This window comes from Embleya sp. AB8 (assembly GCF_049739465.1).
In the GTDB taxonomy this organism is placed as follows: Bacteria; Actinomycetota; Actinomycetes; order Streptomycetales; family Streptomycetaceae; genus Embleya.
On sequence record NZ_JBMHHY010000005.1, the window covers coordinates 101,599 to 126,302 of the forward strand.

At 71.4% G+C, this 24,704-nt stretch carries 22 protein-coding genes; 15 read left to right on the forward strand and 7 right to left on the reverse strand.

The window, feature by feature from the left end; all coding sequences use genetic code 11:
- The first annotated feature begins 732 nt into the window (after positions 1-732).
- The 3 genes from ABIA38_RS08875 to ABIA38_RS08885 are packed head-to-tail and all read left to right on the forward strand — an operon-like array spanning position 733 to position 3,728.
- Positions 733-1,389, forward strand: coding sequence for a DUF6230 family protein (locus tag ABIA38_RS08875; RefSeq protein ID WP_424637932.1), 657 nt, complete (start codon positions 733-735; stop codon positions 1,387-1,389).
- A 44-nt stretch (positions 1,390-1,433) separates the two neighbouring features.
- On the forward strand, positions 1,434-2,690 hold the full coding sequence (locus ABIA38_RS08880; protein ID WP_424637933.1) for a DUF6114 domain-containing protein: 1,257 nt from the start codon (positions 1,434-1,436) through the stop codon (positions 2,688-2,690).
- Between the two features lie 27 nt (positions 2,691-2,717).
- Entirely contained in the window at positions 2,718-3,728 is a 1,011-nt protein-coding gene (locus tag ABIA38_RS08885; protein WP_424637934.1) for a hypothetical protein, read from the forward strand.
- A 49-nt stretch (positions 3,729-3,777) separates the two neighbouring features.
- Here ABIA38_RS08885 and ABIA38_RS08890 read toward each other — a convergent pair whose 3' ends face one another.
- The 3 genes from ABIA38_RS08890 to ABIA38_RS08900 form a co-directional block, all read right to left on the reverse strand.
- On the reverse strand, positions 3,778-4,719 hold the full coding sequence (locus tag ABIA38_RS08890; RefSeq protein ID WP_424637935.1) for a ribose-phosphate diphosphokinase: 942 nt from the start codon (positions 4,717-4,719) through the stop codon (positions 3,778-3,780).
- 250 nt (positions 4,720-4,969) lie between these two features.
- A complete protein-coding gene (locus ABIA38_RS08895) occupies positions 4,970-5,779 on the reverse strand; it encodes a hypothetical protein (protein ID WP_424637936.1) in 810 nt (269 codons plus the stop codon).
- Between the two features lie 4 nt (positions 5,780-5,783).
- Entirely contained in the window at positions 5,784-6,458 is a 675-nt protein-coding gene (locus tag ABIA38_RS08900; RefSeq protein WP_424637937.1) for a papain-like cysteine protease family protein, read from the reverse strand.
- A gap of 234 nt (positions 6,459-6,692) precedes the next feature.
- Here ABIA38_RS08900 and ABIA38_RS08905 point away from each other — a divergent pair, with 234 nt between their 5' ends.
- The 3 genes from ABIA38_RS08905 (at position 6,693) to ABIA38_RS08915 (ending at position 8,853) form a co-directional block, all read left to right on the forward strand.
- A complete protein-coding gene (locus tag ABIA38_RS08905; RefSeq protein WP_424637938.1) occupies positions 6,693-7,628 on the forward strand; it encodes a hypothetical protein in 936 nt (311 codons plus the stop codon).
- 179 nt (positions 7,629-7,807) lie between these two features.
- The gene (locus ABIA38_RS08910; protein WP_424637939.1) at positions 7,808-8,542 is read left to right on the forward strand and encodes a rhomboid-like protein; all 735 of its coding nucleotides are present in this window, start codon (positions 7,808-7,810) and stop codon (positions 8,540-8,542) included.
- On the forward strand, positions 8,539-8,853 hold the full coding sequence (locus ABIA38_RS08915) for a hypothetical protein (RefSeq protein WP_424637940.1): 315 nt from the start codon (positions 8,539-8,541) through the stop codon (positions 8,851-8,853). Before ABIA38_RS08910 ends, ABIA38_RS08915 begins: the two co-directional genes overlap by 4 nt.
- 97 nt (positions 8,854-8,950) lie before the next feature.
- Here ABIA38_RS08915 and ABIA38_RS08920 read toward each other — a convergent pair whose 3' ends face one another.
- The 3 genes from ABIA38_RS08920 to ABIA38_RS08930 form a co-directional block, all read right to left on the reverse strand.
- Positions 8,951-9,559 (reverse strand): TetR family transcriptional regulator C-terminal domain-containing protein, encoded by a 609-nt coding sequence (locus tag ABIA38_RS08920; protein ID WP_424637941.1) that lies wholly within the window; start codon positions 9,557-9,559, stop codon positions 8,951-8,953.
- A 123-nt stretch (positions 9,560-9,682) separates the two neighbouring features.
- Entirely contained in the window at positions 9,683-11,059 is a 1,377-nt protein-coding gene (locus ABIA38_RS08925; protein WP_424638171.1) for a gluconate:H+ symporter, read from the reverse strand.
- A gap of 17 nt (positions 11,060-11,076) precedes the next feature.
- On the reverse strand, positions 11,077-11,628 hold the full coding sequence (locus tag ABIA38_RS08930) for a gluconokinase (protein WP_424637942.1): 552 nt from the start codon (positions 11,626-11,628) through the stop codon (positions 11,077-11,079).
- A 144-nt stretch (positions 11,629-11,772) separates the two neighbouring features.
- Here ABIA38_RS08930 and ABIA38_RS08935 point away from each other — a divergent pair, with 144 nt between their 5' ends.
- The 3 genes from ABIA38_RS08935 to ABIA38_RS08945 all read left to right on the forward strand — a co-directional run bounded on the left by ABIA38_RS08935 (position 11,773) and on the right by ABIA38_RS08945 (position 14,408).
- Positions 11,773-12,522 carry a FadR/GntR family transcriptional regulator gene (locus ABIA38_RS08935; protein WP_424637943.1) on the forward strand — a complete coding sequence of 250 codons (750 nt, stop codon included), beginning with the start codon at positions 11,773-11,775 and terminating at the stop codon, positions 12,520-12,522.
- 195 nt (positions 12,523-12,717) lie between these two features.
- On the forward strand, positions 12,718-13,308 hold the full coding sequence (locus ABIA38_RS08940) for a lytic polysaccharide monooxygenase auxiliary activity family 9 protein (RefSeq protein WP_424637944.1): 591 nt from the start codon (positions 12,718-12,720) through the stop codon (positions 13,306-13,308).
- Between the two features lie 452 nt (positions 13,309-13,760).
- Entirely contained in the window at positions 13,761-14,408 is a 648-nt protein-coding gene (locus ABIA38_RS08945) for an SAM-dependent methyltransferase (RefSeq protein ID WP_424638172.1), read from the forward strand.
- Here ABIA38_RS08945 and ABIA38_RS08950 read toward each other — a convergent pair.
- A complete protein-coding gene (locus ABIA38_RS08950) occupies positions 14,398-16,314 on the reverse strand; it encodes a DUF2264 domain-containing protein (RefSeq protein WP_424637945.1) in 1,917 nt (638 codons plus the stop codon). The two genes, ABIA38_RS08945 and ABIA38_RS08950, sit on opposite strands and share 11 nt — an antisense overlap.
- Before the next feature lie 204 nt (positions 16,315-16,518).
- Between ABIA38_RS08950 and ABIA38_RS08955 the strand changes: the two genes are divergently transcribed.
- From ABIA38_RS08955 to ABIA38_RS08980, 6 genes are all read left to right on the forward strand, one after another.
- Positions 16,519-17,748 carry a substrate-binding domain-containing protein gene (locus tag ABIA38_RS08955; RefSeq protein WP_424637946.1) on the forward strand — a complete coding sequence of 410 codons (1,230 nt, stop codon included), beginning with the start codon at positions 16,519-16,521 and terminating at the stop codon, positions 17,746-17,748.
- A 131-nt stretch (positions 17,749-17,879) separates the two neighbouring features.
- Positions 17,880-19,214, forward strand: a complete 1,335-nt coding sequence (locus tag ABIA38_RS08960) for an ABC transporter substrate-binding protein (RefSeq protein ID WP_424637947.1) — start codon at positions 17,880-17,882, stop codon at positions 19,212-19,214.
- A gap of 100 nt (positions 19,215-19,314) precedes the next feature.
- On the forward strand, positions 19,315-20,220 hold the full coding sequence (locus ABIA38_RS08965) for a carbohydrate ABC transporter permease (RefSeq protein WP_424637948.1): 906 nt from the start codon (positions 19,315-19,317) through the stop codon (positions 20,218-20,220).
- Positions 20,217-21,167 carry a carbohydrate ABC transporter permease gene (locus tag ABIA38_RS08970; RefSeq protein WP_424637949.1) on the forward strand — a complete coding sequence of 317 codons (951 nt, stop codon included), beginning with the start codon at positions 20,217-20,219 and terminating at the stop codon, positions 21,165-21,167. The genes ABIA38_RS08965 and ABIA38_RS08970 overlap by 4 nt, the downstream gene beginning before the upstream one ends.
- A gap of 77 nt (positions 21,168-21,244) precedes the next feature.
- Entirely contained in the window at positions 21,245-22,225 is a 981-nt protein-coding gene (locus ABIA38_RS08975; RefSeq protein ID WP_424638173.1) for a hydroxyacid dehydrogenase, read from the forward strand.
- A gap of 235 nt (positions 22,226-22,460) precedes the next feature.
- Positions 22,461-24,578: a right-handed parallel beta-helix repeat-containing protein gene (locus tag ABIA38_RS08980; RefSeq protein ID WP_424637950.1), complete on the forward strand. Its 2,118-nt coding sequence runs from the start codon at positions 22,461-22,463 to the stop codon at positions 24,576-24,578.
- Positions 24,579-24,704: the final 126 nt, after the last annotated feature.

A 24,704-nucleotide genomic window follows, 5' to 3' on the forward strand; every position in this document is an offset into this window, starting at 1 on the left:
CCTGTGCCGGCTGCGCCCGTGCCGGAACCGCCTGTGCCGGCTGGGCCGGTGCCGGGATCGCCCGTGCCGGCTGGGCCGGTGCCGGAGCCCCGCCTGTGCCGGCTGCGCCCGTGCCGGAACCGCCTGTGCCGGCTGGGCCGGTGCCGGGATCGCCCGTGCCAGCTGGGCCCGTGCCGGAACCGCTCCCGACGGCTGCGCTCCCGCCGGGTGTGCCCGCGCTGCTGTGCCCCCGCCAGCCGCGCCCTGTCTCCGGGCCTGTTGCGCTCGGCTGCCCCGCCGCCTGGCCGCCTCCGCCGCCCCGCGCCTGGCCACCCCGGCCACCCTGACTGTCCCGGCCACTTCGGCCATCCCGGCCGCCTGGCCACCCTGACCCTCGCGGCTACTCCGCTACCTCGCCGCCCCGCCGCCCCGCCGCCCCGCTACCTCGCCGCCCCGCCGCCCCGCGACCCCGCCGCCCTCGCCGCCCCGCCACCTTCCCGCGCGGGACGAAGTGGTGGAAAGTTCCCGGAAGTTCGTTGACTTTTATTCAAACCGGAGCCTACCCTCGGGCCCGGCACGGTATCCGCACAGCGGCGACGGCAGCTCCGCTCCCCGCCCCACGGCAGTCGAAATCCGGCCCCGCACGTTTGCTGCCCCGCCACTGTGTGCGTCGGCGCATCCGCTCCTTCCGGGTGCGCGAGCGTCGCCTCGGCGACTCGTGAACGGCCAGGTCCCACGAGAGAGGGGAACACAGTGTCCGCACGAAACGGCTCGGCTTCGGAACGCGACCTCGACCCGACCGACCCGTCGGCGGAGGCCGACGAGGGCGGTACCAGTTGGCGCCGCGCGGCGGCGCTCGGCGTGGTGGGGATCGGCACGGTCGGCTTCCTGACGCTGGCCATGGCCCAGGGCGCGCTGGCCGCGTCGTTCGCCGTCTCCGGAACCAGCTTCCAGGTCAGTTCGGGCAAGTTGACCAGCACCGGCCTGTCCTCCTACGTGAGTACCAACAGCTCGCTCGACGGCAAGGGCCACCCGGTCTCGATGCTCGCGATCGGCGACGCCACGCTCAGCGACATCTGTCAGTCGGCCAAGGTCAAGACCCCGCTTGGGGACATCACCTTCAAGCTCACCGCCGGCGGCGACGCGGGCGTGGTGACCGCGAAGAACCTGATCATCGGCGCCGAAGACCTGGTCGGCGACGCCCAGTTCGGCACCGTGGAGATCGGCCGGGATGCCTCGACGCTGGACAAGGTGCCCGGTGCGCAGGGGGAGCGCGGCAGCTTCGGCCTCCAGGCGGGCGATGTCTCGGTGGCCGGGGTGCGTTCGCACGCGTGGTCCGCCACCGGTGGCACGTTCAACCTCAAGGGCCTGCGGGTCGCGGTGAGTCTCGACGGCAACGGCTGCTTCTGATTCCACGTCATCTGTTCCGCGTCACCTGCGAAGGGCGGCCCGACATGGAGCCCAGATCGTGGTTGGACCGCCACCTGCCGTTTCGGGCCGAGCGCCGGGCCGTGCGCAGGTGGCGGCGCACCCGGCCGTTCTGGAGCGGGGTGTACCTGATCGCGGCCGGCCTGGAGATCCTGGCCGTACCGCTCTCCCCGTTGCCGGTGATGGTCAGTCTCGGCATCGCGGGCATCGCGAGTCTGGCGATCGGGGCAATCCTGATCGTCGCGGGCCTGTTCATGTGGTTCGCCGCCCAACACCGCCACTTCGTCGGGATCTTCGCGCTGATCGCCTCGATCGCCTCGTTCGTCGCGGCCAACCTCGGCGGGTTCCTGCTGGGGATGTTGCTCGGGGTGCTGGGCAGTTCGATGGGGTTCGCGTGGCGGCCGAAGCGGGCGGCGGGGGCGGCGGGGGCAGCGGGGACGACCCGGACGCGGTGGGTGGATCGACGACACGGGTTCGGCAAGTCGGCTGCCTCGCACACCGCTTCGCCGGAGCCGGAGCCGGAGCCGAACCCGGCGCTGCCCACCGCGCCGATCGGATCGGTCACTTCGATCACGGTGCTCGGGTGGTCGGGGTCAGGGTCGGGGTCGGGGCCGGCACCGGGTTCGGGGTCCGCGCCGGGTTCGGATCGGCGGCAGGGCCCGACCGAGGATCGACCCGGGCCGGGTACGGTCGGCGGCGCGGCGACGGCGCTCGCGGTGGTACTGCCGCTGTTGATCGTGGCGTCCGTGCTGGGCCCGGGCGGATCCCGGGCCCGAGCGGCCGAGCACGCCGCGGATCCCTGTACGGCGCATGGGAGTTCGGCGATGTGCGGCCGTACCGCAACGGCAGCGGCGGCGGCACCGGCACCGGCGGCCGGGGTCGTCGCCGGTGCCACACCCCCGGCGATCACGGCCAGCTTCTTCGCACCGATCGGCTTCGCGCTGGCCGGGGTGACCACGGTGGACACCGTACGCGGACCGCTGCGGGTGCTGGTACTGACCATGGATTCGGCGCGGCTGCGGGACTACCGGTTGGCGCCACGCGACGGCGGCGGCGGGCCGGGGATGCGGATCGACACGACTCGCCTCGACCTGGACGGGCACGTCCGGATCTACCTCACCAAACTGCACGGGTGTATCGAGGGCTTGCTCTGCCTGGACTTCGCGGCCGACGGTCTGCCGCTGCCGCCGATCATCCCGCCGTTCGTGTTCATGACGGACGTCCGGGCCGAACAGGCCCTCGTCACCACCGACAAGATCACCACCGACCTGCGCCTGAGCTGAGCCCGTTCCGAGGGAAAGGCAAGCGGGATGATTCCGATCCAGGCGGTCCTGTTCCTGTCCTACGCCGTCGGGGCCACGTTCGCGCTCGCGTCGGCCCGGCAACTCCAGGCGTGGGAGCGCCGCGCCGCCGGGCGCCGGGCGCCCGCGGAACTCGCGGTGCGGATCCGGGCCCGGACGGCCAATCCGTACCTGTGCCTGACCGTGCTGTTCGCGGCCGTACTGCTCGTGCCCACCGGCGTGTTCATGCTGTGGCAGAACCCGTCCTGGCAGACCATGCACAGCGCACACCGACACACCGATGTGTGGGCGGGATTCGTCCTGGTCTACGCGGGCGGTTGTGTACTGGCCGTGCTGGCCGGGTTCCTGGCAGGGCAGGCCCTGGTGCTGGTGGGCGCGGCGTACTGGGTGTTCGTCCAGGCGGTGGCCGCGTGGTTCGTGATGTTCCTGATCCTGGTGCACGGCGCGGACGGTTCGGGGTATCGGCGCGTACTGACCACCAACAGCCACGACTTCGCCACCTGGTCCCGGCGCGGCGTGGGGCGCAACGTGCTGGACTTCGCGAACTCCGGCACGATGTTCGCCCTGGTCTTCCTCGGCGGCCCGGTGTTGCTGCTCCTGTTCCTCACCGAGATCAGCTGGCTGGCCGAGGGGTGGCGGCTGCCCGGCGCGGATGCCGAGCGTAAGGTGCCCAAGCCGGTCGCGGTGGCGATCGCGGCGGCGGGCGTGCATGGACTGCCGTTCGTAGGTGCCCTGTTGGCGAGCGGGCTGATCCGGATGTGCGGTTGGCCGCTCGGCCTGCTGCTCTTCGCACCGATCGCGGCGACCACGCTGCTGTGGCGACGATCGCCGGTGCGGACGCTCTACCCGCTGGTGGGTATCCCGGCCGGGCACTGGCGGGACGGCGAGGATTTTGCCGCGGTGCCCCCAGAGCAACCCGCCTCGGAGCAACCCGCTTCGGAGCAGCAGCCGTTGGCCGCGGAACTGGTCGCGGCGGTGACGGCGGTACTGGATCGGCGGGCCGCGCCACCATCGCGCTGACGTGGTGTCAGGTGCCCGGATCGATACCCGGCTCGGGGCCCGCCGCCGATCACATGTCGAACAGCGCGCTGACGCTCTCCCCGTTGTGGATCCGGCGGACCGCCTCGGCCAGGGCCGGGGCGATGGACAATACGCGGAGTTTGTCGGTGTGTTCCTCGATCGGGATCGGAACCGTGTTCGTACAGACGATCTCCAGTACATCGGGCTGATCCGACAGGCGCTTGAGCGCGCCCGCCGCGAACAACCCGTGCGTACACGCCACCCGAATCGATCGTGCACCCAACTCGCGCAGCCGGTCCAGGAGTTCCAGGACGGTGCTGCCCTTGGCGATCTCGTCGTCCAGGACGATCACGTCCCGGCCGGTCACCTCACCGATCACCGAGCTGATCGCCACCCGGTCGTCGGCGAACCGCTGCTTGGCGCCGGCGGCGACCTGCGCGCCGAGCATCCGGGCGAACGCGGCGGCCTCCTTGGCATTGCCCAGGTCGGGGGAGACCACCGTGGTGTTGGACAGATCGTGGCCGCGGAAGTGCTGGGCCAACTCGCGCAGCGCGTGCAGGTGGTCGACCGGGACCGAGAAGAAGCCGTGCACCTGCGGCGAGTGCAGCGTCATCGCCAGCACCCGACTCGCCCCGGAGGCCACCATCAGATCGGCCACCAGTCGCCCGCCGATCGAGATGCGCGGCGCGTCCTTCTTGTCCGAGCGGGCGTAGGCGTAGTGCGGCATCACCACGGTGATCCGCCCCGCCGAGGCGCCGCGCGCGGCGTCGCACATCAACAACAGCTCGACCAGGTTCTCCTGGACCGGCACCACCAGCGGTTGGATCAGGAAGACGTCGTGCTCGCGGCAGTTGGCCTGAAGTTGCACCTCGAGGCAGTCGTTCGCAAATCTGTTCACCCGGGTCGGACTGAGCGGGACACCGAGGTGCGCGCAGACCTGGGCGGCCAGTTCGGGGTGTGCGCTACCGCTGAAGACGGCGATCTCTCGCACGAACCGCTCCTCAATCATCGTTGCGTGTCGGTTCGCCGCAGCGCCGCCGGCGAATCGGCATTCCGGCCACATGCTAAGGGCCGACGGCCGAGACACCGAACCCACCGGGCCGCCGAACCGGCCGCGACACCGGCTCCGCGGCCGCTCGCCTCGATCGGCGGCACGCCGGAAGGGCCCTCCCGGCCCGGGGTCGGCGGGGGACGCCGACCCCGGGCCCGGGAAGGCCCTGGTCACCTACTGCGGCGCAGGCTCAGGAACGGCGGCGCCGTACCCGTACCAGCACGCCGCCCGCGCCCACCACGCCGAGCAGGCCACCCGCGGCAAGTGCCGTCGGGCCGACGCCGAACGGATCGTCACCGGTGTCGGTCCGCCCCGCGCCCGGCCCATAGCCGCCCGCCAGGCCCTTCGCGTCGTAGGCCGACCCGGGCAACTTGTCCGCGTAGGCCCGGTGTACCCGCTGCTGATAAGCCACCACGGTGGTCCCGCCCGCGCCGATCGCCCGCTCCGCGTCCGCGTTCAGCGGCAACACCCGGTCGCCGCCCTGCACGTACCACGCGTTGATCTGCGGCTCGCGGAAGACCACACCGCCGGCCGACAGCCGCGCGCCCGCCGCCGCGTAGCGCGTCTCGTCGTCGCCCTCGGCGATGTTGACCACCTGCCGGCCGCGCGGGGTGTCGGCCGTCCACACCGACGCCCGGCGACCGTCGGCGGACACCGCGGTGGCGGCCAGGAACTCCGGCCGGGCGATCGGCACCGCCCAAGCCCCCGGCCGGGCCGCGACGAACTCCGGGGACAGCGTGTACACGGCGACCACCGAGCCGTCGATCCGCGGCGCCGCGTCCGTCGCGGTGAGTGCGCCGTCCCGGGCGAAGAACCTGGCCAGCGTGTCCAACGTGCCCGGCGCGGCGGCCACGTCTCGCGCCGCGCTCACGCTCGCCGCGTCCGGCGCCGGCGGCGCGGGCACCGACGCCGCGTGCGCGGCCTGTGGGGTGAGGGTCAGGGTGAGCGCCGCGGCGATCGTGCCCACCGCGAACAGCCGCTTGAGGCCGATTCCGGTCATCGCGTCACGCTCCGATCCGGTAGAGCGAGTGGGTCCAGGAGAACTCGTTGTTGTCCACGTACCAGTCGTGCGCGCCCCAGTTGTAGCGGTAGTTGCTCGGCCACGGGTCGCCCCAGTAGACCCAGCTCTGCGAGGTGTCGTAGCCGTAGATCACGTGCATGTGCCCGCCGCCCGAGGACCACTGGATCCGGGTCTCGATCGGCCGGTCGGCGTTGATCTCGGTTTGCACGGTGCTGTACTGGAGCCAACCGCTGACGTAGGAGCCGGAGTTGATCCCGGCCCAGTCCAGCGCGTTCTGCACATTGCCCAGGTTGGCCTGGGAGTTGGGGCACTCGGAGTTCTGCGATCGACCGAACGCCGCGTTGCAGAACTGGTTTTGGCTGTAGTTGCGGCCGTACCAGGTGGCGATCGTGTTGCCGGAACCCGCCCAGCACCAGTTGGTCTTCTGCTGGGCCTGCATGGTGATGTTCAACTTCTTGGCGCCGAGCGCGAGCGGCTGGGCCTGCGCGTCCGGTGCGTCCGCTGCCATGGATGCGGCGGTGGGGACGGACGCGGCGGGCGCCGCGGACGCGGCCGAGGGCACCGCGAGCAGCGCGGAGAGCAGCGCGACCACCGTGAGGGTCAGCGCGGAACGACGACGGCCGGCAAAGCGGCCCGTGCGTGGGGACGTTCGAGTCATGGCGTTCCTTCCCGAGAGGAGGGACGGGTGGGGCGTGGCGCGCGTCCGGACGCTGCAAGGTGGAGCATCGGGTGTTGTCGTGGTGTGTTTCAAGACGCTTCAATGCGGGGTGAAGCGGTGATGTGAACGCCTGGACCGGCCTGTGAACGACACGTGTCCGGTCGGCTGGAATACCCGCGTCGAGGCCGTCGGCCCCGACCGGCCGGGCGTGAACATTCACAAGGGAGGCGAACGATGCCGCGCACCGATACCCAAGGCGTCCCGGTCGAGGCGGAGTTGGCGCGGGCCCTGCGCACCGGTCCGTTCCATCTGGCCCTGCGCGCCGCGCTGGCCGCGCGCGGGCTGGCCCTGCACCGGGTGCAACACCGGTTGGCTCAGCGCGGTGTGCATGTCGGGGTGACCAGCCTGAGCTACTGGCAGCAGGGCGCCCGCCGCCCGCAACGGCCGGAATCGTTGCGCGCGGTACGGGAGTTGGAGGAGGTGCTGAAGCTGCCGGCGGGGGCGCTGACCAGGCTGCTCGAACCGGAGGCGGCCGAGCGCACCGCGTCGCGGTCGTATCGCGCGGTGATGGACGAGTCCGTCTCGCTCGGCCGGTTGCTCGCCGACTTGGAGTCGCCGGCCGACGGCGGCCTGCACACGGTCTGCCAGTTGGAACGGGTCCGGGTCGGGCCCGACCGCGAACTCCTGGGCCGCGCCTCGCAACACGTGGTGCGCGCGCACCGCGACGGAGTGGATCGTTACCTCGCCATCCACATCGGCGACCGGGGCTGCGTGCCCGAGCGGGTACGGGTCCGGGCGACCGAGAACTGCCGGGTGGGCCGGGTGCGGTGGAGCCGGAACTCGACCGTGCTGGTGGCGGAGCTGTTGTTCGACGCCCGGCTGCGGGCGGGGGACACCTACGTGTTCGGCTACGGCTTCGAGGACGGCACCGGCGGGCCGAGCGACGAGTATCTGCGCGGCTTCACCTTCCCGTGCGGGCAGTACGTGCTCCAGGTCCGGTTCGACCCCGCCGCTCTGCCGGTGCACTGCCGGCGGTTCGCGCAGAGTACGGCGGGCGGGCCGCGCACCGGTCGGCGCGATCTGACCCTGAACGGCCGACACTGCATCGTCCACCTGGCCGAACAGGACGTCGGGCCGGGCATCCTCGGCATCGGCTGGGACTGGACCTGACCGGGCCGCCCGCCGGCTCCGCCCGGGTCACCCGATGGGCGCACCACGGCGGGCGGCCCGCCGCCGGATGACGTTGGATGGGCCGGGGATCGGCCCTGCCCGCCGGGTCCGCCGCCCATCGATCACCGGCCGGCCGGCACCCCCCGTTCGCCGGCCGCGATCCGGACAAGGAGTCGGCCGTGTCGCAGCCGCACCGCACCCACGATCCCACCGGCGATCCGCTCGCGTCGGGTGGATCGGCCCCCCGCCCGCGGCGCTGGGCGACCGCAGTGTGGCGCTATGTACGCAGCGCGCCCGGGACCTACATCTGGTTGGCGATCCTGCTGGTGACCACCCGGGTGTTGCGGCATCTGGACCCGGAGTTCGAGCAGGAATTCCTGGCGCAGCGGTCGACGAATCTGCACGAGTTGGCGACCAACCCGGTGCGGGTGTTGATCTCCAGTCTGTTCTGGCTGGACGGCGGGGGATGGCTGAACTACGCGTTCTTCTACAGCGTCTTCCACGCCACCGCCGAGCGCTGGCTGGGCACTTGGCGCTGGCTGCTGGTGCTCGGCATCGCGCACGTGGGCGCGACGTATCTCAGCGAGGGCGTGTTGTACCTGGCGATCCGGCACGGCTTCGCGCCCGGGTCGGCGGTGAACACCCTCGACGTGGGCGTGAGTTACGCGTTGGCCGGGATCGAGGCGGTGTTGGCCTGGTTGCTGGTCGCGCCGTGGCGCTATCTCTACCTCGCGGTGATCCTGGCGAGCTACGGCCAGGCGTTGATCTCGGGCCGGACGTTCACCGATGTCGGGCACTTCACCGCCGCGCTGCTCGGTCTGGCCTGCTACCCGCTGGTCCGCGACCGGGCCGGCCGCTGGGATCCGCCGGCCACGGTGCGTGGGCTGCGCACCCGATGGAGGAGGCACGCGTGAGCGATCCGACGGAGCGCCCCGAATTGCGGGCGGCCGGCTCGCATCTGCACCCCGGCGCGCTGGTCCGGCTGCACGGCCTCGGCGCGGTGGACCCGCACCACGTGCCGACCGAGCCGGGTGACCTGCGCTTCGCCGACGGGTCGCGGACGGCGGCGCAGGTGCTGATCGACGCGGACGAGCGGGTGACGTTGTGGGTCGCGGAGTACACCACGGCCGCCGGCACCACGATCGCGGAGCGGGTGTGGTCGGTACATCCGGCGCCGGATGGTTCGGGTGACGTGCTACTGCGGATCGGCGCGCGGCTGCCGTAGGCGCGGTCGGTCGGTGCGCTTGCGGGGGCGGGGGCGGGGGCGAGTGGGGGTGGTCGGCGATGTCGGGCCGGTGGGGCCGATGTGCCCGTGCCCGGGGTCAGCCGGTCCCGGTGATCGGGCCCGGCCGGGTGATCCGGTCGAGTTCGGTGGTCAGCGCGCGGGCGGCGGCTGCCGGGGGCATCCGGTCGGGGTAGAGCAGGACGTGGATGCCGAGGCCGTCGATCAGGGCCAGTACGTCGGCCGCGATCGTGTCCACGTCCGCGTCGTCGATCAGTTCGCCGCCGTCGCGGGCGTCGCGCAGGATGCCGCGGACGATCACGCTCAGGTCCTCACGTTCGCGGCGGTTGTTCTCGGCGACCTTGGTGGCGACCAGGGCGCGGTGCCAGACGGCCAGTTCCAGGACGGTCTCCTCGACCCGGTCCGGATCGAGCGGGAGCAGATCCGCAAGGCCCGCCCGCAGCGCGGCCAGGCCGAGGCGGCCGGCGGTGAGGTCGAAGAAGCGACGGGCGATTCGCCGATGCGACCAGTGCACGGCGGCGAGCAGTACGTCGTCGGCGTCGGCCAGGCCGAGTTCGGCCACCGGCGGGTCGAGCGCGGCGGCCACCGCCTCGGGGGCCACCGGGGCGCCGCCGCCGGCCGACACCAGCCGGAACGCGGCGGCGCGGACCCGGTCCTGGTCGCGATCGACATCCTGAGGACCCGACATGCCGGCAGCCTACGGCCTGGCCGGGCGATCGCGGTGGAACCTGGTGCCAGGGCCGCGCCGCCCGGCGGCGTGCCGGGCGACGCGACCCGGTGGTGCGGCGGCGGTGGCGTTGGCGCGGCGGCGTTACAACACCAGCGACAGGAGCAGCACGAAGCTGCCCGCGACCACCGAGATGATCGTCTCCATCAGCGACCAGGTCTTGACCGTCTGGCCGACGCTCATCCCGAAGTACTCCTTGACCAGCCAGAAGCCCGCGTCGTTGACGTGGCTGAAGAACAACGACCCGGCGCCGACGGCCAACACGAGCAGCGCGGTATGGGTGGTGCTCATGTCCGCGGCGAGCGGCGCGACGAGTCCGGCGGCGGAGATCGTGGCCACCGTCGCGGAGCCCGTGGCGAGCCGGATGGCGACCGCGATCAGCCAGGCGAGCAGCAGCGGCGAGATGGCCCAGTCCTGGGAGATGTCCAGGATCATCCGGCCCACCCCGACGTCCACCAGGGTCTGCTTGAAGCCGCCGCCCGCGCCGACGATCAGCAGGATGCCGGCGATCGGCAGCAGCGCCTTCTCCACGGTGGTCGACAACTTGTCCCGGCCCAGACCGGCGGCCCGGCCCAGGGTGAACATCGCCACGAGTACGGCGGACAGCAGGGCGATCAGCGGCGAGCCGACCACGTCCGCGACCCGCTGGACCCGGTCCGCGGGGTCGTCCACGACGATGTCGACCAGTGCCTTGCCGAGCATCAGCACCACCGGCAGCAGCACGGTGCAGACGGTGGCGGCGAAGCTGGGCCGCTGCTTGAGCTCGGCCGAGGGCCGCTCCGGGATCATCCGCTCCGGCGGCGCGATGTCCACCCAGCGGGCGGCGTAGCGGCCGAACAGCGGACCGGCGATGGCCAGCGTCGGAATCGCCACCACCACGCCGAGCGCGAGCACCACGCCCAGGTCGGCGTGGATCGCGTCGATCGCGGCGAGCGGGCCGGGGTGCGGCGGCACCAGACCGTGCATCACGGACAGGCCGGCCAGCGCCGGGATGCCGACCCGCATCAGCGAGTGGTTGCCGCGCTTGGCGACCAGCAGGACGACCGGGATCAGCAGTACGACGCCGACCTCGAAGAACAGCGGCAGTCCGATGATGCCCGCGATCAGCGCCATCGCCCACGGCATGGTGCGATCGCTCGCCTTGGCCAGGATGGTGTCCACGATCTGGTCGGCGCCGCCGGAGTCGGCGAGCAGCTTGCCCAGGATCGCGCCGAGGGCGATCAGTACACCGACACCCGCGACGGTGGAGCCGAGCCCCGAGGTGAAGCTGGCGATCGCCTTGTCCAGCGGCGCGGCGGCGACCGCGCCCAGGACCAGCGAGCCGATGGTCAGCGCCAGGAACGCGTGCAGCTTGAACCGGCCGATGAGCAGCACGATCACGCCGATGCCGACGAGTACCGCCAGGCCGAGTTGGGCGTGTCCGGCCGAGGTGATGGGCGCGGCCGGTGCCGCCGCCAGCATCGGCAGGTCGATGGTGGTCACGGGGTCCCCTGATTCGGTTGATTCGCGGTGTTCGTTCGAGGTGTTTCCAGGCGTCGCAGTGCGGCGACGGCCTGTTCGGCGATGGCCTGCGGGCCGGGCGAGATGTCGAGGGTGACACCCGCTTCGTCCGGCTCCAGTGCTTGCAGGTCGGCGAGCTGTGAGGTCAGCAGCGCCTCCGGCATGAAGTGCCCGGTGCGTTGGTGCAGTCGCTCGGCGATCAACGCGCGCTCCCCGACGAGGTGGAGGGTGAGCACCTCGGGTGCGGCCCGGCGCAGCCGGTCGCGGTAGGCGCGCTTGAGTGCGGAGCAGCCGATCACGCAGCCGGTGTGCCGGTGTGCGCCCAGCCAGTCGCCGATGGCGTCCAGCCAGGGTGCCCGGTCCACGTCGTCCAGTGGGATCCCGGCCGACATCTTGGCGATGTTGGCGGGTGGGTGGAAGTCGTCCGCGTCCGCGTAGGGCACCCGCAGTTCGGCAGCGAGCAGCCGACCGACCGTGGACTTCCCGGTGCCGGACACACCCATGACCACCACGACGTGGGGGGCGTTCATCGATACCTCGCTGTCTTTGCCCGGCTTGTGCACGGGCGCCGTCCCATACCCAAACGCATAGGTATGACTTAATCAAGAGCTGGGCGCAATTAAGTCATACGTAATCCGAGCAGCTTGCCGCACCCCGCCCAGTAGGCTTCGGCCATGGAGAACGAGGGCCGGGGCCTGCCCATCTCGCAGGTGGGCCTGCATATGAAGGTGCTGGAATCCCTCGGGCCGGCGATCACGGCCGGCATCCACCCGGCCGGCACGGTATTGCGCACCGACGAGCTGGAGCACCGCTTCGAGGTCTCGCGCACCGTGGTCCGCGAGGCGATTCGGGTTTTGGAATCGATGCAGCTCGTCGAGTCGCGGCGGCGGGTCGGGGTAACCGTCCGTCCGCCCGACCAGTGGAACGTCTTCGACCCGTACGTGATCCGCTGGCGGCTGGCCGGCGTCGACCGCCCGCGCCAACTGCGCTCGCTGACCGGACTGCGCTCGGCGATCGAACCCGCGGCGGCGGCGCTGGCCGCGGCGTCCGCCACGCCGGCGCAGTGTGCCGCGCTGACCGAGCACGCGCTGGGCATGGTGTCCACGTCGCGCGGCCGGCAGCTGGAGGCGTATCTGGTGCACGACATCGCGTTCCACCGGGTGATCCTGGCCGCGTCCGGCAACGAGATGTTCGCCCGGTTGGGCGACGTGGTCGCCGAGGTGCTCACCGGCCGCACCCACCACCACGTGATGTTCCCGGACCCGGACCCGGCGGCGGTGACGCTGCACGTCCGGGTGGCCGAGGCGGTCCGCGAGGGCGACGCGCCGGAGGCGGAGCGGTTGACCCGGGAGATCACCATCGGCGCGATGGCCGAACTGGAGGTACTGGCACCGGAGTTCGGTGTCGGGGTGGAGCAGCCGTAGAGCGGGATCACCAACCCCCTTGTATCGCCGGTGAGTTCGTATGTCCCGTTTTGGTGTGAACCATTGACCGATTGGTCTGGACCTCTTAACTTGAGGAACGCAGTACGGATGTGAGCATCCGGTGAAAATGACGTACGACGCGGACCCGGACCGTTCGAACGTCCTTCGCATTCACTCGTCCCCAAGGAGAGTTTCATGCGTACAAGGACCATCCTGGCGGCGCTGGCCGTGCCCATCGTCTCGATACCGCTGATCCTGGCCGGCTCGGCCCAGGGCCATGGCTGGATCACCGGCCCGCCGAGCCGTTCCGCGTACTGCGCGGATGGCACGGTCGCCAACTGCGGCGAGATCCAGTGGGAACCGCAGAGCGTGGAGGGCCCCAAGGGCTTCCCGGCCTGGGGGCCGGACGACGGCACGCTCTGCGCCGGCGGCAACGCGCGCTTCGCCGAACTGGACGACCCGCGCGGCGGCGCGTGGCCGAGCACCCAGGTCAGCTCCGGCGCGAGCGAGACCTTCACCTGGAAGCTGACCGCGAGGCACGCGACCACGTCGTTCCGCTACTTCGTCACCAAGCAGGGCTGGGACCCGACCCAGACGGTCACCAGGTCCCAACTGGAGAGCACCCCGTTCCTGACCGTGCCCTACAACGGTGTGCAACCGGACGCGATCATCTCGCACACCGGCTCGCTGCCGGGAGGCCGCAGCGGCCGGGCGGTGATCCTGGCCGTCTGGGACGTCGCCGACACGGGCAACGCCTTCTACCAGTGCACGGACGTCACTTTCTGATTGGGCGACTTCTGCCTATTGGGCGGCTTCGCCGCCGGCTCGCGAGGTGCCGCTTTTTACTCCTCCGCTTCGCTCCTCCGCAAAAAAGCGGCACCTCGCTCGGGACGGCGTGTCCCTCCGCTTCGCTCCGGGCCACGCCGTCCAAACTTGCGGCTCCGCCGCTCTCCGCGCTTCGCGCGTCGATCACTTGGGGCGGCCACGGTCGGGGGCGCTGACACGCCGAACCGCGGCCAACGGCCGGCCACACCGGGGGCTGCGGGGCCGGAGCAGGCCGCCCCGCAGCTTCTGAACCCGCAGCCATCGAGGTGAACGCAACGGGTGGAGCGGGTGGGCACATCTTTTGCCGAGTCGGCAACAAGGTTTGTCGAACGGTGCGTTCCTGGCGGAGCATGAGCGCACGGCGACCCACCCCGCGTCGCCGGGAGAACCTCACCGTCCTGGAGGACCGCGCGATGACCGCACACCCGCACGACGAAGCGCTCTCGGCTGCCGCGCTCTGGGACGCCAGGTACGCGGAGAGTCACCGGATCTGGAGTGGCAATCCCAATGCCACGCTGGTCCGCGAGGCCGCCGACCTGGCCCCCGGGCGCGCCCTGGACATCGGGTGCGGTGAGGGTGGCGACGCGATCTGGCTCGCCGAGCGTGGTTGGACGGTGACCGGGATCGACGTCTCCCGGATCGCCCTCGCGCGCGCCGCCGAGCACGCGAGGGAGAAGGGCGTCGGGGACCGGATCGAGTGGGAGTGGCACGACCTGGGCGCGACCTTCCCCACCGGCGGCTTCGACCTGGTCTCGGCACACTTCCTGCACTCGCACGGCGACCTGCCCCGTGAGGCGATCCTGCGCTCGGCCGCCGCGGCCGTCCTGCCCGGCGGCGTACTCCTGATCGTCGGCCACTCGGGCCTGCCCGCCTGGGAGGAGAACCCGCACCCGGAGATGGAGCTCCCCACCCCCGCGAGCGTGCTCGCCGCGCTGGAACTCCCGGACGGGGCATGGGAGGTGCTCCGCTGCGAGGAGCACGAGCGGATCCAGAACGACCCCGACGGCAAACCCACGACCCGAATCGACAACACCCTCAAGGTGCGTCGAATCAGCGCCTGACCGCCGGCTCCGAGTGGGTGACGGCGCAGCGCCCCGAGGCGTCCCGCACCACCTCGCTCACCGTCCCGTCGCCCCACCCGACCGCCACCCCCGACGCCGTCGCCGACACGCGCGGCGCGGGGGTGGGTTCGGTGTCGGCCCAGGTCAGCGACACCACGCTGACCAGTGGCCGGCGGGTGGCCACCGTGCCGTGCAGGACGGCCAGTTCGGCCGCCGGGCCGAACGCGGTTCCGTGCGGGACGGGATGTATCTCGGCCCGATCCCAGCCCAGTGCGCCGGTGAGGGTGGTCGCTACGGACGACGTGCCGACCAGCGCCTCGACTCGCGCCTCGATCCCCTCGGCCGAGGAGCGCAGTTCGTCGGCGCGCGCGGCTGCCGGCGCCCAGCCGGTTTCGCATACCGAGGTGCCCGCCGGCGCCTCGACGTGGTGCACGCGTACCTCGTACGGACCGCGCACCACGCTGATCGACACGATCCGGGTGCCCGGCGCCGGAACGTGTGCCGAGGCGGCCCAGTCCGGCCCGGCGCCGAGCGGTTCGACCCGGCCGCGTTCGCTCACCCGCCCGTCCAGGACCAACCCCACGTGGTTGTCCGCCGGATCGCCCTCGCGGGTCGGGCCGGTGAGCGTCGAATAGGCCAGCCGGGCGTAGAGCGGGTCGTCGGGTTCCGGGGCGCCGGCGGCCGGTTGGTGGTCGGCGCCGTGGTTGACCAACCTGGCCGCGCCCCGGCCGGCGTGTAGCAAAAGACCGGGGCCCGGCAGGCCGAGCGCGGTGTCGTCGGCCTCCGCCGGGCCGGGGGCCTCGGTCGCGGTCCATACCTCGTGGTGGTCCGGGAGCAGCAGGCCGACGAAGCCCTTGGCCGCCCAGTACGGGGACGCCGAGCCCGAGTAGGACTGCACGGTCGCGGGGTCGGGGCCGTACCAGCCGAGGGACAGCAGGCCGTCGCGGGCCGCGCCCCGGTCCAGGAAGTGCCGCAGCACACCACTGGCCAGGCGGCGCGTGGTGCCGGGGGAGTAGGGCGTGGCGTCGACGAGGGCGCCCAGCCACAGGGGGGCCGCGGCGGCGAAGCGGTAGGTCAGGGATCGACCCTGGTGCAGCGGTGCGCCGACGCGGTCGAACAGGCGACCGTAGCCGGTGAGGAATTCGGCCAACCGCTCGCGTCGGACCGGGTCGGCCGGCTCGCCCGCCACCGCCGCGCACAGCAGTGGGTACAGGTGCATCGCCCAGCCGTTGTAGTGGTCGAAGTAGCGGCCGTGGCCGTCCGTGTACCAGCCGTCACCCACATACCATTCGTCGATCCGGGCCAGGCCCCGCTCGATCGCGGCGCGGGCCGATTCGTGGTGTCGGCCGGCCGCGTCCAGGAACGTGCCGACCGCGACCGGGAAGAGCCACCAGTTGTTGTCGACCGGTTCGTGGCGCAGCGCGCCGGCCAGCCAGTCGGCGGCCCGGTCGCGGGTGGATTCGTCGAGCAGGTCCCAGAGTTGATCCTTCGTCAGGTGCAGGGCCAAGGCAACGGATGCCGCCTCGACCATGGCCTGGCCACGATCGGCGATCAGCGGCCATGACTGGGGATCGGCCGTGCCGGGCGCGGCGGTTCCGGTGCGCAGGCCGTCGGCATAGGGCTCCAGAAGCCCCGCCGGGACCGGTCGGCCGGACGCCGCGGTGCCCGCCGCCCGCAGTGCGGCGAGCAGGAAGGTGCGGGCGTATCCCTCCAGGCCGTCGGAGCGGGCGCCGGACCAACTCGTGGGCCCGGGCAGGGTGATCAGCGCGCCGCCCGGTGAGCGGTACGGGCCGACGGCGGCGAGCAGGCCGTCGGCCACCGCCTCCCAGTGTGCGCGGGTCCAGCCGGTGTACGGGCTCAGCACGCGGTCCTCGGGCGGCAGCACGAACGGGTGTGGGGCGTTCACGGATCTCCTTGGCTGGACGCGCGCGGGCTTCGACACGCTAGGCGGGGTCGAACGATCAGGTCAAGGGTTGGTTTGATCGAACGATCCTTTTCAATCAAAATCGAATGGTGATGCCCTAGGCTGAGGCCGCGACCGGACAGCAGCCGGGCGCAGGGGGGCATGCCCCGACCCGGGCGTGCGTGAAGCGGAAGGACGACGTCCACGGTGTTGGCGGAACAGCGGCAGGAACTCATTCTCAGGACGGCCCGCGAACAGGGCAGCGTCAAGGTGGTCGAGATCGCCGAGGAACTGGGCGTATCCCTGGTCACCGTGCGCCGCGACGTCACCGCGCTGGTGGCGAGCGGCCTGCTGGCCCGGGTACACGGCGGCGCCACCCTGCCGCACGCGCGCCCGGCGGCGGCGCCCTTCGGTCCATCGGTGGCGGGCGGCCGGCCGGTCCCGGGCAACCACGACGGCCCGACGGTGGGCATGCTCGTACCGTCCGCCACCTACTACTTTCCCGAGGTGGTACGCGGCGCCCGGGACGCGGTGGAGGCGATCGGCGGCCGGCTGGTGCTCGGCATCTCGCGCTATCTGCCCACCGAAGACCGGGACCAGGTCGACCAGTTGTTGCGCGGCGGCGTGGACGGGCTGCTGCTGACCCCCTCGCGGGCGCCAGGACCGGGCGGCGAGGACGCCTGGATGGGGCAACTCCCGGTGCCGGTGGTGCTGGTGGAGCGCCGGGCGGAGATCGGCTCGGGCCTCGAACACCTGGACCGGGTGGCCTCCGACCATGCGCTCGGCGCCGCGCGGGCGGTGCGCCGGCTCGGCGCGCTGGGCCACGAGCGGATCCTCCTGGTGGCCCGGCTGGGCAGTCCGACCACGCCGGCGGTGCACGCCGGGTACAGCGCCGCGATGGCCGCGCTCGGCCTGACCCCGCCGGATCCGGCCGGGGTGGAGACGCCGCATCCGGGCGAGGACGCGGACGGTTTCGATCGAGCGGTCACCCGGGTGATCGAGGCGGCCCGGTCGGGCGCGGCCACCGCCGCGCTCGTGCACAACGACCAGGACGCACTGCTCCTGGTGTCCCGACTGCGGGCGGCCGGCCTGGACGTACCCGGCGATCTGGCGCTGATCGCGTATGACGACGAGGTCGCCGCGCTGGCCGATCCGCCGCTGAGCGCGATCGCGCCGGCCAAGCACGAGGTGGGCCGGATCGCGGTCGAACTGCTGGCCGCGCGGCTGGCCGACGCCGACGACGAGCGGGCCCCGCGGCACATCTCGCTGGTGCCGAGATTGCGGCTGCGGGCCACCACGGGCGAGGACGAGCACGCGGACGAGGCGACCGGTACCGAGACGTCGGGTACCGAGACCCCGCGGGCCGAGAACCCTCGTACCGAGACCCCGCGCACCGAGACCGCCCGAACCGGCGTCGCGGCACGAACCGCTCCGTGATCGAACGATCATGATGAGTTTCGTTTTTCATCGATTGTTCATTTGCTCTTGACGCTGTTCGCTCCTGACCGAATGATGCTCGCTATCGCCTTCGATATCGCCATCGATGCAGGTTCGACCCGGGAGCATCCATGCAACGCACATCCGTCAGACTCGGCACGGCTCTCGTCGGCCTGGTCACCGCCCTGAGCCTGGTCACCGGCTGCGGTGGCGGCGACGACAAGAAGAAGGACTCCGGCGCCGCCCCCGCCTCGGGCGGCGCCCCGGGCCAGAAGCAGGAACTGAGCTTCTGGTCCTGGACCAAGGGCACCCAGGAGGTCGTGGACGCGTTCAACAAGTCGCATCCCGACATCCAGGTCAAGTACGAACAGATCCCGTCCGGCAACGCCGGCGGCTACGCGAAGATGGCCAACGCGGTCAAGGCGGGCAACGCCCCCGACGTACTGACCATCGAATACCCGCAGTTGCCGGACTTCGTCAGCCAGGGGGCCGTGCAGGACCTCACCGCGAAGGTGTCCGGACTCAAGGGCAAGTTCCCCGCCTCGGTCAACAAGCTGACCGAACTGGGCGGCAAGACCTGGGCGGTGCCGCTGGACGCCGCGCCGATGGCGCTGTATTACCGCAAGGACTTCTTCACCGACCACAACATTGCGGTGCCCAAGACCTGGGACGAGTACCGGGCCGCCGCCGAGCAGGTCAAGAAGGCCGACCCGAACGCCCGGATCGGCACCTTCTACCCGGACGACCCCAGCACCATGGCCGGGCTGACCTGGCAGGCCGGCGGCTCCTGGTTCGCCACCGAGGGCAACAGCTGGAAGGTCTCGCTGACCGACCCGAACTCGAAGAAGATCGGCGACTACTGGAACAAGCTGGTCTCCGACGACCTGGTGCGCGTCCAGCCCTCGTTCAGCCAGCAGTGGAACGCCGACCTCAAGAGCGGCGGCACGGTCGGCATCGTCGGCGCCTCGTGGAGCGCGGGCGTCCTCAAGAGCAGCCAGCCCGACCTGGCCGGCAAGTGGGCCGTCGCCCCGCTCCCGGACTGGGGGACACCGAGCAACGGCATGCTCGGCGGCTCGACCTTCGCGGTGAGCAAGGACAGCAAGAAGACCCAGGCCGCGCTCACCTTCATCGAGTGGATGACCACCACGAAGGACGGGATCTCCGCGCGGATCGCCAGCGGCTCCTCCAGCGCCTACCCGGCGGCCACCGAACTGGTGCCCACCGCCGCGCAGTTCTTCGACACCGGCTACTTCGGCAAGCAGGACATCTACCCGCTGTTCACCGAGGCGACCGGCAGGATCGGCGCGGGCTGGACCTGGGGTCCGTCGATGACCCAGACCAACACCGTGCTCAAGGACCAACTCGGCAAGCTCTCCAGCGGCGGCAGCATCGTGGGCGCCCTGGAGGAGGCCCAGAAGACCACCGTCGAAGAGCTGCGGAAGCGCGGCATCTCGGTCAAGAGCTGACCCCGCACGAGGCCGCCCGTCGGCCCGGACCCGTGACCCGCAGGCCCCCGGTGCGCCGCGCGCCACCACGCACCGGGGGACGCCACGAGGAAGCAGTTCCATGAGCACATCCCTGCGCGCCGGACGCCGGCGCCGGAAGACCACCGCCGCGCTGTTCCTGACCCCGTTCTACGTGCTGTTCATCGCCACCATGGTGGTGCCGATCGGCTACGCGATCTGGCTGAGCCTGTTCACCGACAAGACCTCGGGACTGGGCTTCGGCGGTACCAGACGGGTGTTCACCGGCCTCGGCAACTACGCCGACGCGCTGAGCGACGAGAAGTTCCGTGACGGCTTCGTCGCGATCGGCCTGTACTGCCTCCTCTACATCCCGGTGATGGTCGGCGCCGCGCTCGCCCTGGCCCTGCTCCTCGATTCGGCGCTGGCCCGGGCCCGGCGGTTCTTCCAACTGGCGCTGTTCCTGCCGCACGCGGTGCCGGGCATCATCGCCGCGTTGATCTGGGTCTACCTCTACACCCCGGGCCTGAGCCCGGTCGTCGACCTGCTCGAATCCGGCGGCCTGCACTGGGACTTCCTGGCCTCGGACACCGCGCTGTTCTCCATCGTCAACATCGCCACGTGGGAGTGGATCGGCTACAACATGATCATCTTCTACGCCGCACTCCAGGCGATCCCGCGCGAGGTGGTCGAGGCGGCCACCGTGGACGGCGCCGGACCGGTGCGCATCGCGGTCTCCGTGAAGATCCCGATGATCCGCGCCGCCGTGGCGATGACCATGCTGTTCACCATCATCGGCTCGCTGCAACTGTTCACCGAGCCGTCCATCCTCAGCGACGCCAACCCCGCCGTGGGCAGCTCCTGGACCCCCAACATGTACGCCTACTCGGCCGCCTTCCGCGCCAACGACTTCGGCCTGGCGGCGGCGGCCTCCGTACTGCTCGCCGTATTCGCCGCGGCACTGTCGTTCGGCGTCACCCGCCTGTCGTCCGGACGGAGGACCGCATGAGCACCACCGTGCACCAACCGGACGGGGCCACGGCCGACGCCGCGCCCGCGCCGACCGACCGCACCCCTGCGCACCGACCCGCCCGCCGACCGCGGGCCAAGGGCCGCGCCACCGAGGCGCTGATGTCCAAGGTCGCCGTCAACGGCGCCCTGGTGCTGGTCACCCTCTACATGATGTTGCCGCTGGCCTGGTTGCTGATCGCGGCCACCAAGGACATGGGCGGCCTGTTCGGCGGCGACGGATTCGCCTTCGACGGCTTCCACTTCACCGAGAACGTCAAGGCCGTCAGCAACGAGAGCGACGGCATCTACTGGCACTGGTACCTCAACAGCCTGCTCTACGCGGGCGTCGGCGCGGCGTTGGGTTCGTTCATCAGCGTGCTCGCCGGCTACGCGTTCGACAAGTTCGACTTCCCCGGCAAGGAGAAGTTGTTCGGCGGTGTACTGCTCGGCGTGCTCGTGCCGACCACCGCCGTGGCGCTGCCGCTGTACCTGCTCGCCTCCAAGGTGGGCCTGGTCAACACCTTCTGGGCAGTGTTCATCCCGGTCATCGTCAACCCGTTCGGGGTCTACCTGGCCCGGGTGTTCAGCGCCGGCTACATCCCCGGCGAGGTGCTCGAGGCCGCCCGGATGGACGGCGCGGGCGAGGTCCGGACCTTCTTCTCGGTGGCCATGCCGATGATGATGCCCGGCTTCGTGACCATCTTCCTGTTCCAGTTCACCGCGATCTGGAACAACTTCTTCCTGCCCCTGGTGATGCTCTCCGACCAGAAGCTCTACCCGGTCAGCCTGGGTCTGTACTCGTGGAACACCAACGCGCACGCCTCCCCCGAGTTCTACCCGTTGGTCATCACCGGATCGCTGATGGCCGTGGTACCGCTGGTCGTCGCCTTCGTCTCGCTCCAGCGCCACTGGCGTTCGGGGCTCTCCGCGGGGAGCGTCAAGTGACCAACGGCGCCACCCGATTCGACGCCGGGGCGGCAGGCACCGCCGCCGCCCGGCACCGGCCCCGGCTGCTCCTGGCGATGGACCCCTCGGTGGCCACGCGGATCCTCGACCCCGAGGCCCGGGCCCGGCTCAGTGCCTTGGCCGAGGTCGATCTCGACCTGATCGCGGGCGACTTCGACAGCCCGGAGTCGGCCGCCGCGCTGGCCGAGGCCGAAGTACTGTTCACCTGCTGGGGCAGCGCCCGGTTGGACGAGGCGGTACTGGCGCGCGCGCCGCGACTGCGCGCGGTGGTACACGCGGCCGGTTCGGTCAAGCACCACCTGACCGACGCGGCCTGGGCGCGCGGCCTGATCGTCTCCTCGGGGGCGGCGGCCAACGCGCTGCCGGTGGCCGAATACACGGTCGCCGCCGTGCTGTTCGCCAACAAGCGGGTACTGCGGATCCGCGACGCCTACCGCGCCGAGCGGCGACTGGTCGACTGGGACGCCCGCTTCCCCGGCTTCGGCAACTACCGACGCACGATAGGCATCGTCGGCGCGTCCCGAATCGGCCGCCGGGTGCTGGAGCTGCTCCGCCCGTTCGACTTCGAGCTGCTGCTGCACGACCCGTACGTGAGCGCCGAACAGGCCGAGGCACTCGGCGCGCGGAGCGTCGCCCTCGACGAACTGGTCCTGCACTCCGACGTGGTCAGCATCCATGCCCCCGAACTCGAGGCCACCAGGCACCTGTTGGACCGCCGCCGGCTATCCCTGATGCGCGACGGCGCGACGCTGATCAACACGGCCCGCGGTTCGCTGGTCGACCAGGAGGCGCTGACGGAGGAGTTGGTGGCGGGCCGGCTGGACGCGGTCATCGACGTCACCGAACCGGAAGTACTCCCGGCCGCCTCCCCGCTCTACGACCTGCCCAATGTGCTCCTCACCCCCCACATCGCCGGCTCCCTGGGCGGCGAACTACGTCGCATGGTCGCCTCCGCGTTGGACGAACTCGACCGCTACACCCAGGGGTTGCCGTTCACCCACCCGGTGGAGCCGGAGACGCTCACCCGCTCGGCGTAGCGGGCCGCGGTGCGGTGGCCTCGAACGCCCGCCGGGCTGGATGGGGAGCGGGGATCGGCTCCTTCAGCCCGGCCGGCGTTCGAGGCCGACCCAGGGCGCCCGACGCCCGAGGTCGGACGAAAGCCAAAATCAGCCCGGCCGGCGCTTGAGGCCAGGCAGGGCGCAGCCCGGCCGGCCACACAACTTCCGGCCCACGCCGGAGGCAGAAGGCAAGACCCCCCAGACCGGAGGTCACATGCACGGCTTCAGACCCACCCTCGCCCTCGCGGCAACCGTCCTGGCCGCCACGGCGGCCATCACCCCGACGGCCGGCGCCGCCACCGGACCCACCACCACGGGGCCCACCACCACCTACGTGGACTGCGGCGTCGGCCGCCTCGACGCCGGCGGGACCACCCCCGAGGACCCCCTGGGCGACCTGACCCCCGTCAACGCCCACACCTACCAACCCGGCGACCGCATCCTGCTGCGCGCCGGCACGGTATGCACCGGGACCCTCCAACCCGAAGGCAACGGCACCGCCGGCAACCCGATCACGATAGGCGCCTACGGCGACGGCCCGCGTCCGCTGATCCAAGGCACCGGCGGCCCCTCCACCGTGCGCCTGGTCGACCAGAGCTGGTGGACCGTGCAGGGCCTGCACATCACCAATCCGGCACCGACCCAGGCGCTTCGTACCGGAGTTCAGATCGACACCACCACCCCCGAGCGCAAGTACGGGATCGTGGTCCGCGACCTCGAGGTCTCCGACGTGGCCGGCTGGAGCGACAAGACCGGCGCCAACGCGGGCTGGTTCTCCGCGTCGGCCGGCATCGTCGTACTCGGCAAACCAACCGCCGGCCCGATCGAGGGCATCACCATCGCCGACAACCAGGTACACGACACCGGCGGCGGCGGCATCAAGATCTCGGTCAAGCCCGCCGACTTCCACCGCGACGTACTCATCCGCGCCAATACGATCCGCAGCGTCGGCGGCGACGGCATCGTGGTCCACGGCTCGGACGCGCCGCTCGTCGAATACAACCTCTTCGACGACGGTGGCGGCGGCAAGTACCCCTACCTCAACGGCAACTTCGCCGGAATGTGGCCGATCAACTCGCGCAACCCGGTCTTCCAGTACAACGAGGTCACCCGCCAGCGGCCATCGATCTTCGACTCCACCGCGTGGGACTGCGACGGCGCGATCACCGGCTCGTGCACCTACCAGTACAACTACTCGCACGACAACGGCGGCGGTTTCTACCTCGGCTGCGAGAACTGCACCGCGCTCGGCAACTTCCATGCCACCCAGATCCTGCGCTTCAACATCGCCCAGGACGACTGCCGGATCCGGGCCAACGCGTCGGGCGACAACACCAGTCCGCTGCGCATGTACAACAACACGTTCTTCTGCCCGAGCAAGAAGCTCGACGTCGAACTCCCCAACGGCCCGGCCGCGGACACCCTCGTCGCCAACAACGTCTTCGTCGCCGGACAGGGCGCACTGCCCACCGGAACGGGCGTCGGCTACCAGGCCAACGTCTACTCCGGCGGCTTCACCGCACCCAGCGGTGACGCCTCGGCGGTGACCACCGATCCCGGGCTTGCCGCACCGGGCACCGCGACCGGCCGTACGGACGCCGGGGGTTACGCGCTGTTGGCCGGATCTCCCGCACTGGGCAGCGGGGTTGCCGTCCCGGACCTGGGCTCGCGCGACTATTTCGGCAACGCGGTCACCCCCGTGGGTGTCAACCGCGGTGCGTACAACGGGCCCGCGGTCGACGCGCCGCTGTACCCGTCGATCGCCGCCGCGTACAACAACGTCGCCGTCGGGGACGACGCCAACCCGAACACCGGCGGCTTCGGCCTGTCCGGACGCAGCTACTCCGGCCAGGCGCTGGCGGCGGCCGGCTACACCCCCGGCGGTACGGTCGGCGCGGGCGGGGCCGGGTTCACCTGGCATCCGCGCGCGTACGGCCTGCCGGACAACGTCAAGGTCGCGGGCCAGCGGATCGCGCTCACCGGCAGCGGCAGCCGGCTGGTCGTACTGGGCGCGGGCGCGTACGGCGCACAGAGTGGGACGGTGACCGTCACCTACACCGACGGGAGCAGCACGACGGCGACCCTGGCCCTCGGCGACTGGTGGAGCACGGTCGACGGTCCCGCCGATCAGGTCGCGGTCCGGGCGGCCTACCACCACAAGCCGCAGACCGACTACCGGACACCGGCCTCGGCGCGGTCCGAGGAGGACGTCACGGTACGGGTGGCCTCGCTCGCCATCGACCCGTCCCGGACGGTCGCCTCGGTGACCCTGCCGGCGGGCAGCCCGATCGCCGGGCCGGGACTGCACGTGTTCGATCTGAAGGTGGTCTGATGCCCCGCCGGGGGCGGGACAAGGGGCCGGTCCGCCGGAAGTGGTCGGCCGGCCGGACCCGGGGGGTTGTGGCATCGAGCGTGCTGATCGCGGTTGCGGTCGTGGTCGTGGGTGCCTTGGTGGCCT

Excerpts from the sequence above, each read along its gene's own strand:
- ABIA38_RS08930 (WP_424637942.1), bottom strand. The coding sequence starts at position 11,628 with ATGAACGCCCCCCACGTCGTGGTGGTCATGGGTGTGTCCGGCACCGGG.
- ABIA38_RS08970 (WP_424637949.1), top strand. The coding sequence starts at position 20,217 with ATGAGCACCACCGTGCACCAACCGGACGGGGCCACGGCCGACGCCGCG.
- ABIA38_RS08945 (WP_424638172.1), top strand. The coding sequence starts at position 13,761 with ATGACCGCACACCCGCACGACGAAGCGCTCTCGGCTGCCGCGCTCTGG.
- ABIA38_RS08965 (WP_424637948.1), top strand. The coding sequence starts at position 19,315 with ATGAGCACATCCCTGCGCGCCGGACGCCGGCGCCGGAAGACCACCGCC.
- ABIA38_RS08925 (WP_424638171.1), bottom strand. The coding sequence starts at position 11,059 with ATGCTGGCGGCGGCACCGGCCGCGCCCATCACCTCGGCCGGACACGCC.
- ABIA38_RS08960 (WP_424637947.1), top strand. The coding sequence starts at position 17,880 with ATGCAACGCACATCCGTCAGACTCGGCACGGCTCTCGTCGGCCTGGTC.
- ABIA38_RS08895 (WP_424637936.1), bottom strand. The coding sequence starts at position 5,779 with ATGACCGGAATCGGCCTCAAGCGGCTGTTCGCGGTGGGCACGATCGCC.
- ABIA38_RS08920 (WP_424637941.1), bottom strand. The coding sequence starts at position 9,559 with ATGTCGGGTCCTCAGGATGTCGATCGCGACCAGGACCGGGTCCGCGCC.
- ABIA38_RS08905 (WP_424637938.1), top strand. The coding sequence starts at position 6,693 with ATGCCGCGCACCGATACCCAAGGCGTCCCGGTCGAGGCGGAGTTGGCG.
- ABIA38_RS08885 (WP_424637934.1), top strand. The coding sequence starts at position 2,718 with ATGATTCCGATCCAGGCGGTCCTGTTCCTGTCCTACGCCGTCGGGGCC.
- ABIA38_RS08935 (WP_424637943.1), top strand. The coding sequence starts at position 11,773 with ATGGAGAACGAGGGCCGGGGCCTGCCCATCTCGCAGGTGGGCCTGCAT.
- ABIA38_RS08900 (WP_424637937.1), bottom strand. The coding sequence starts at position 6,458 with ATGACTCGAACGTCCCCACGCACGGGCCGCTTTGCCGGCCGTCGTCGT.
- ABIA38_RS08880 (WP_424637933.1), top strand. The coding sequence starts at position 1,434 with ATGGAGCCCAGATCGTGGTTGGACCGCCACCTGCCGTTTCGGGCCGAG.
- ABIA38_RS08980 (WP_424637950.1), top strand. The coding sequence starts at position 22,461 with ATGCACGGCTTCAGACCCACCCTCGCCCTCGCGGCAACCGTCCTGGCC.
- ABIA38_RS08940 (WP_424637944.1), top strand. The coding sequence starts at position 12,718 with ATGCGTACAAGGACCATCCTGGCGGCGCTGGCCGTGCCCATCGTCTCG.
- ABIA38_RS08975 (WP_424638173.1), top strand. The coding sequence starts at position 21,245 with ATGGACCCCTCGGTGGCCACGCGGATCCTCGACCCCGAGGCCCGGGCC.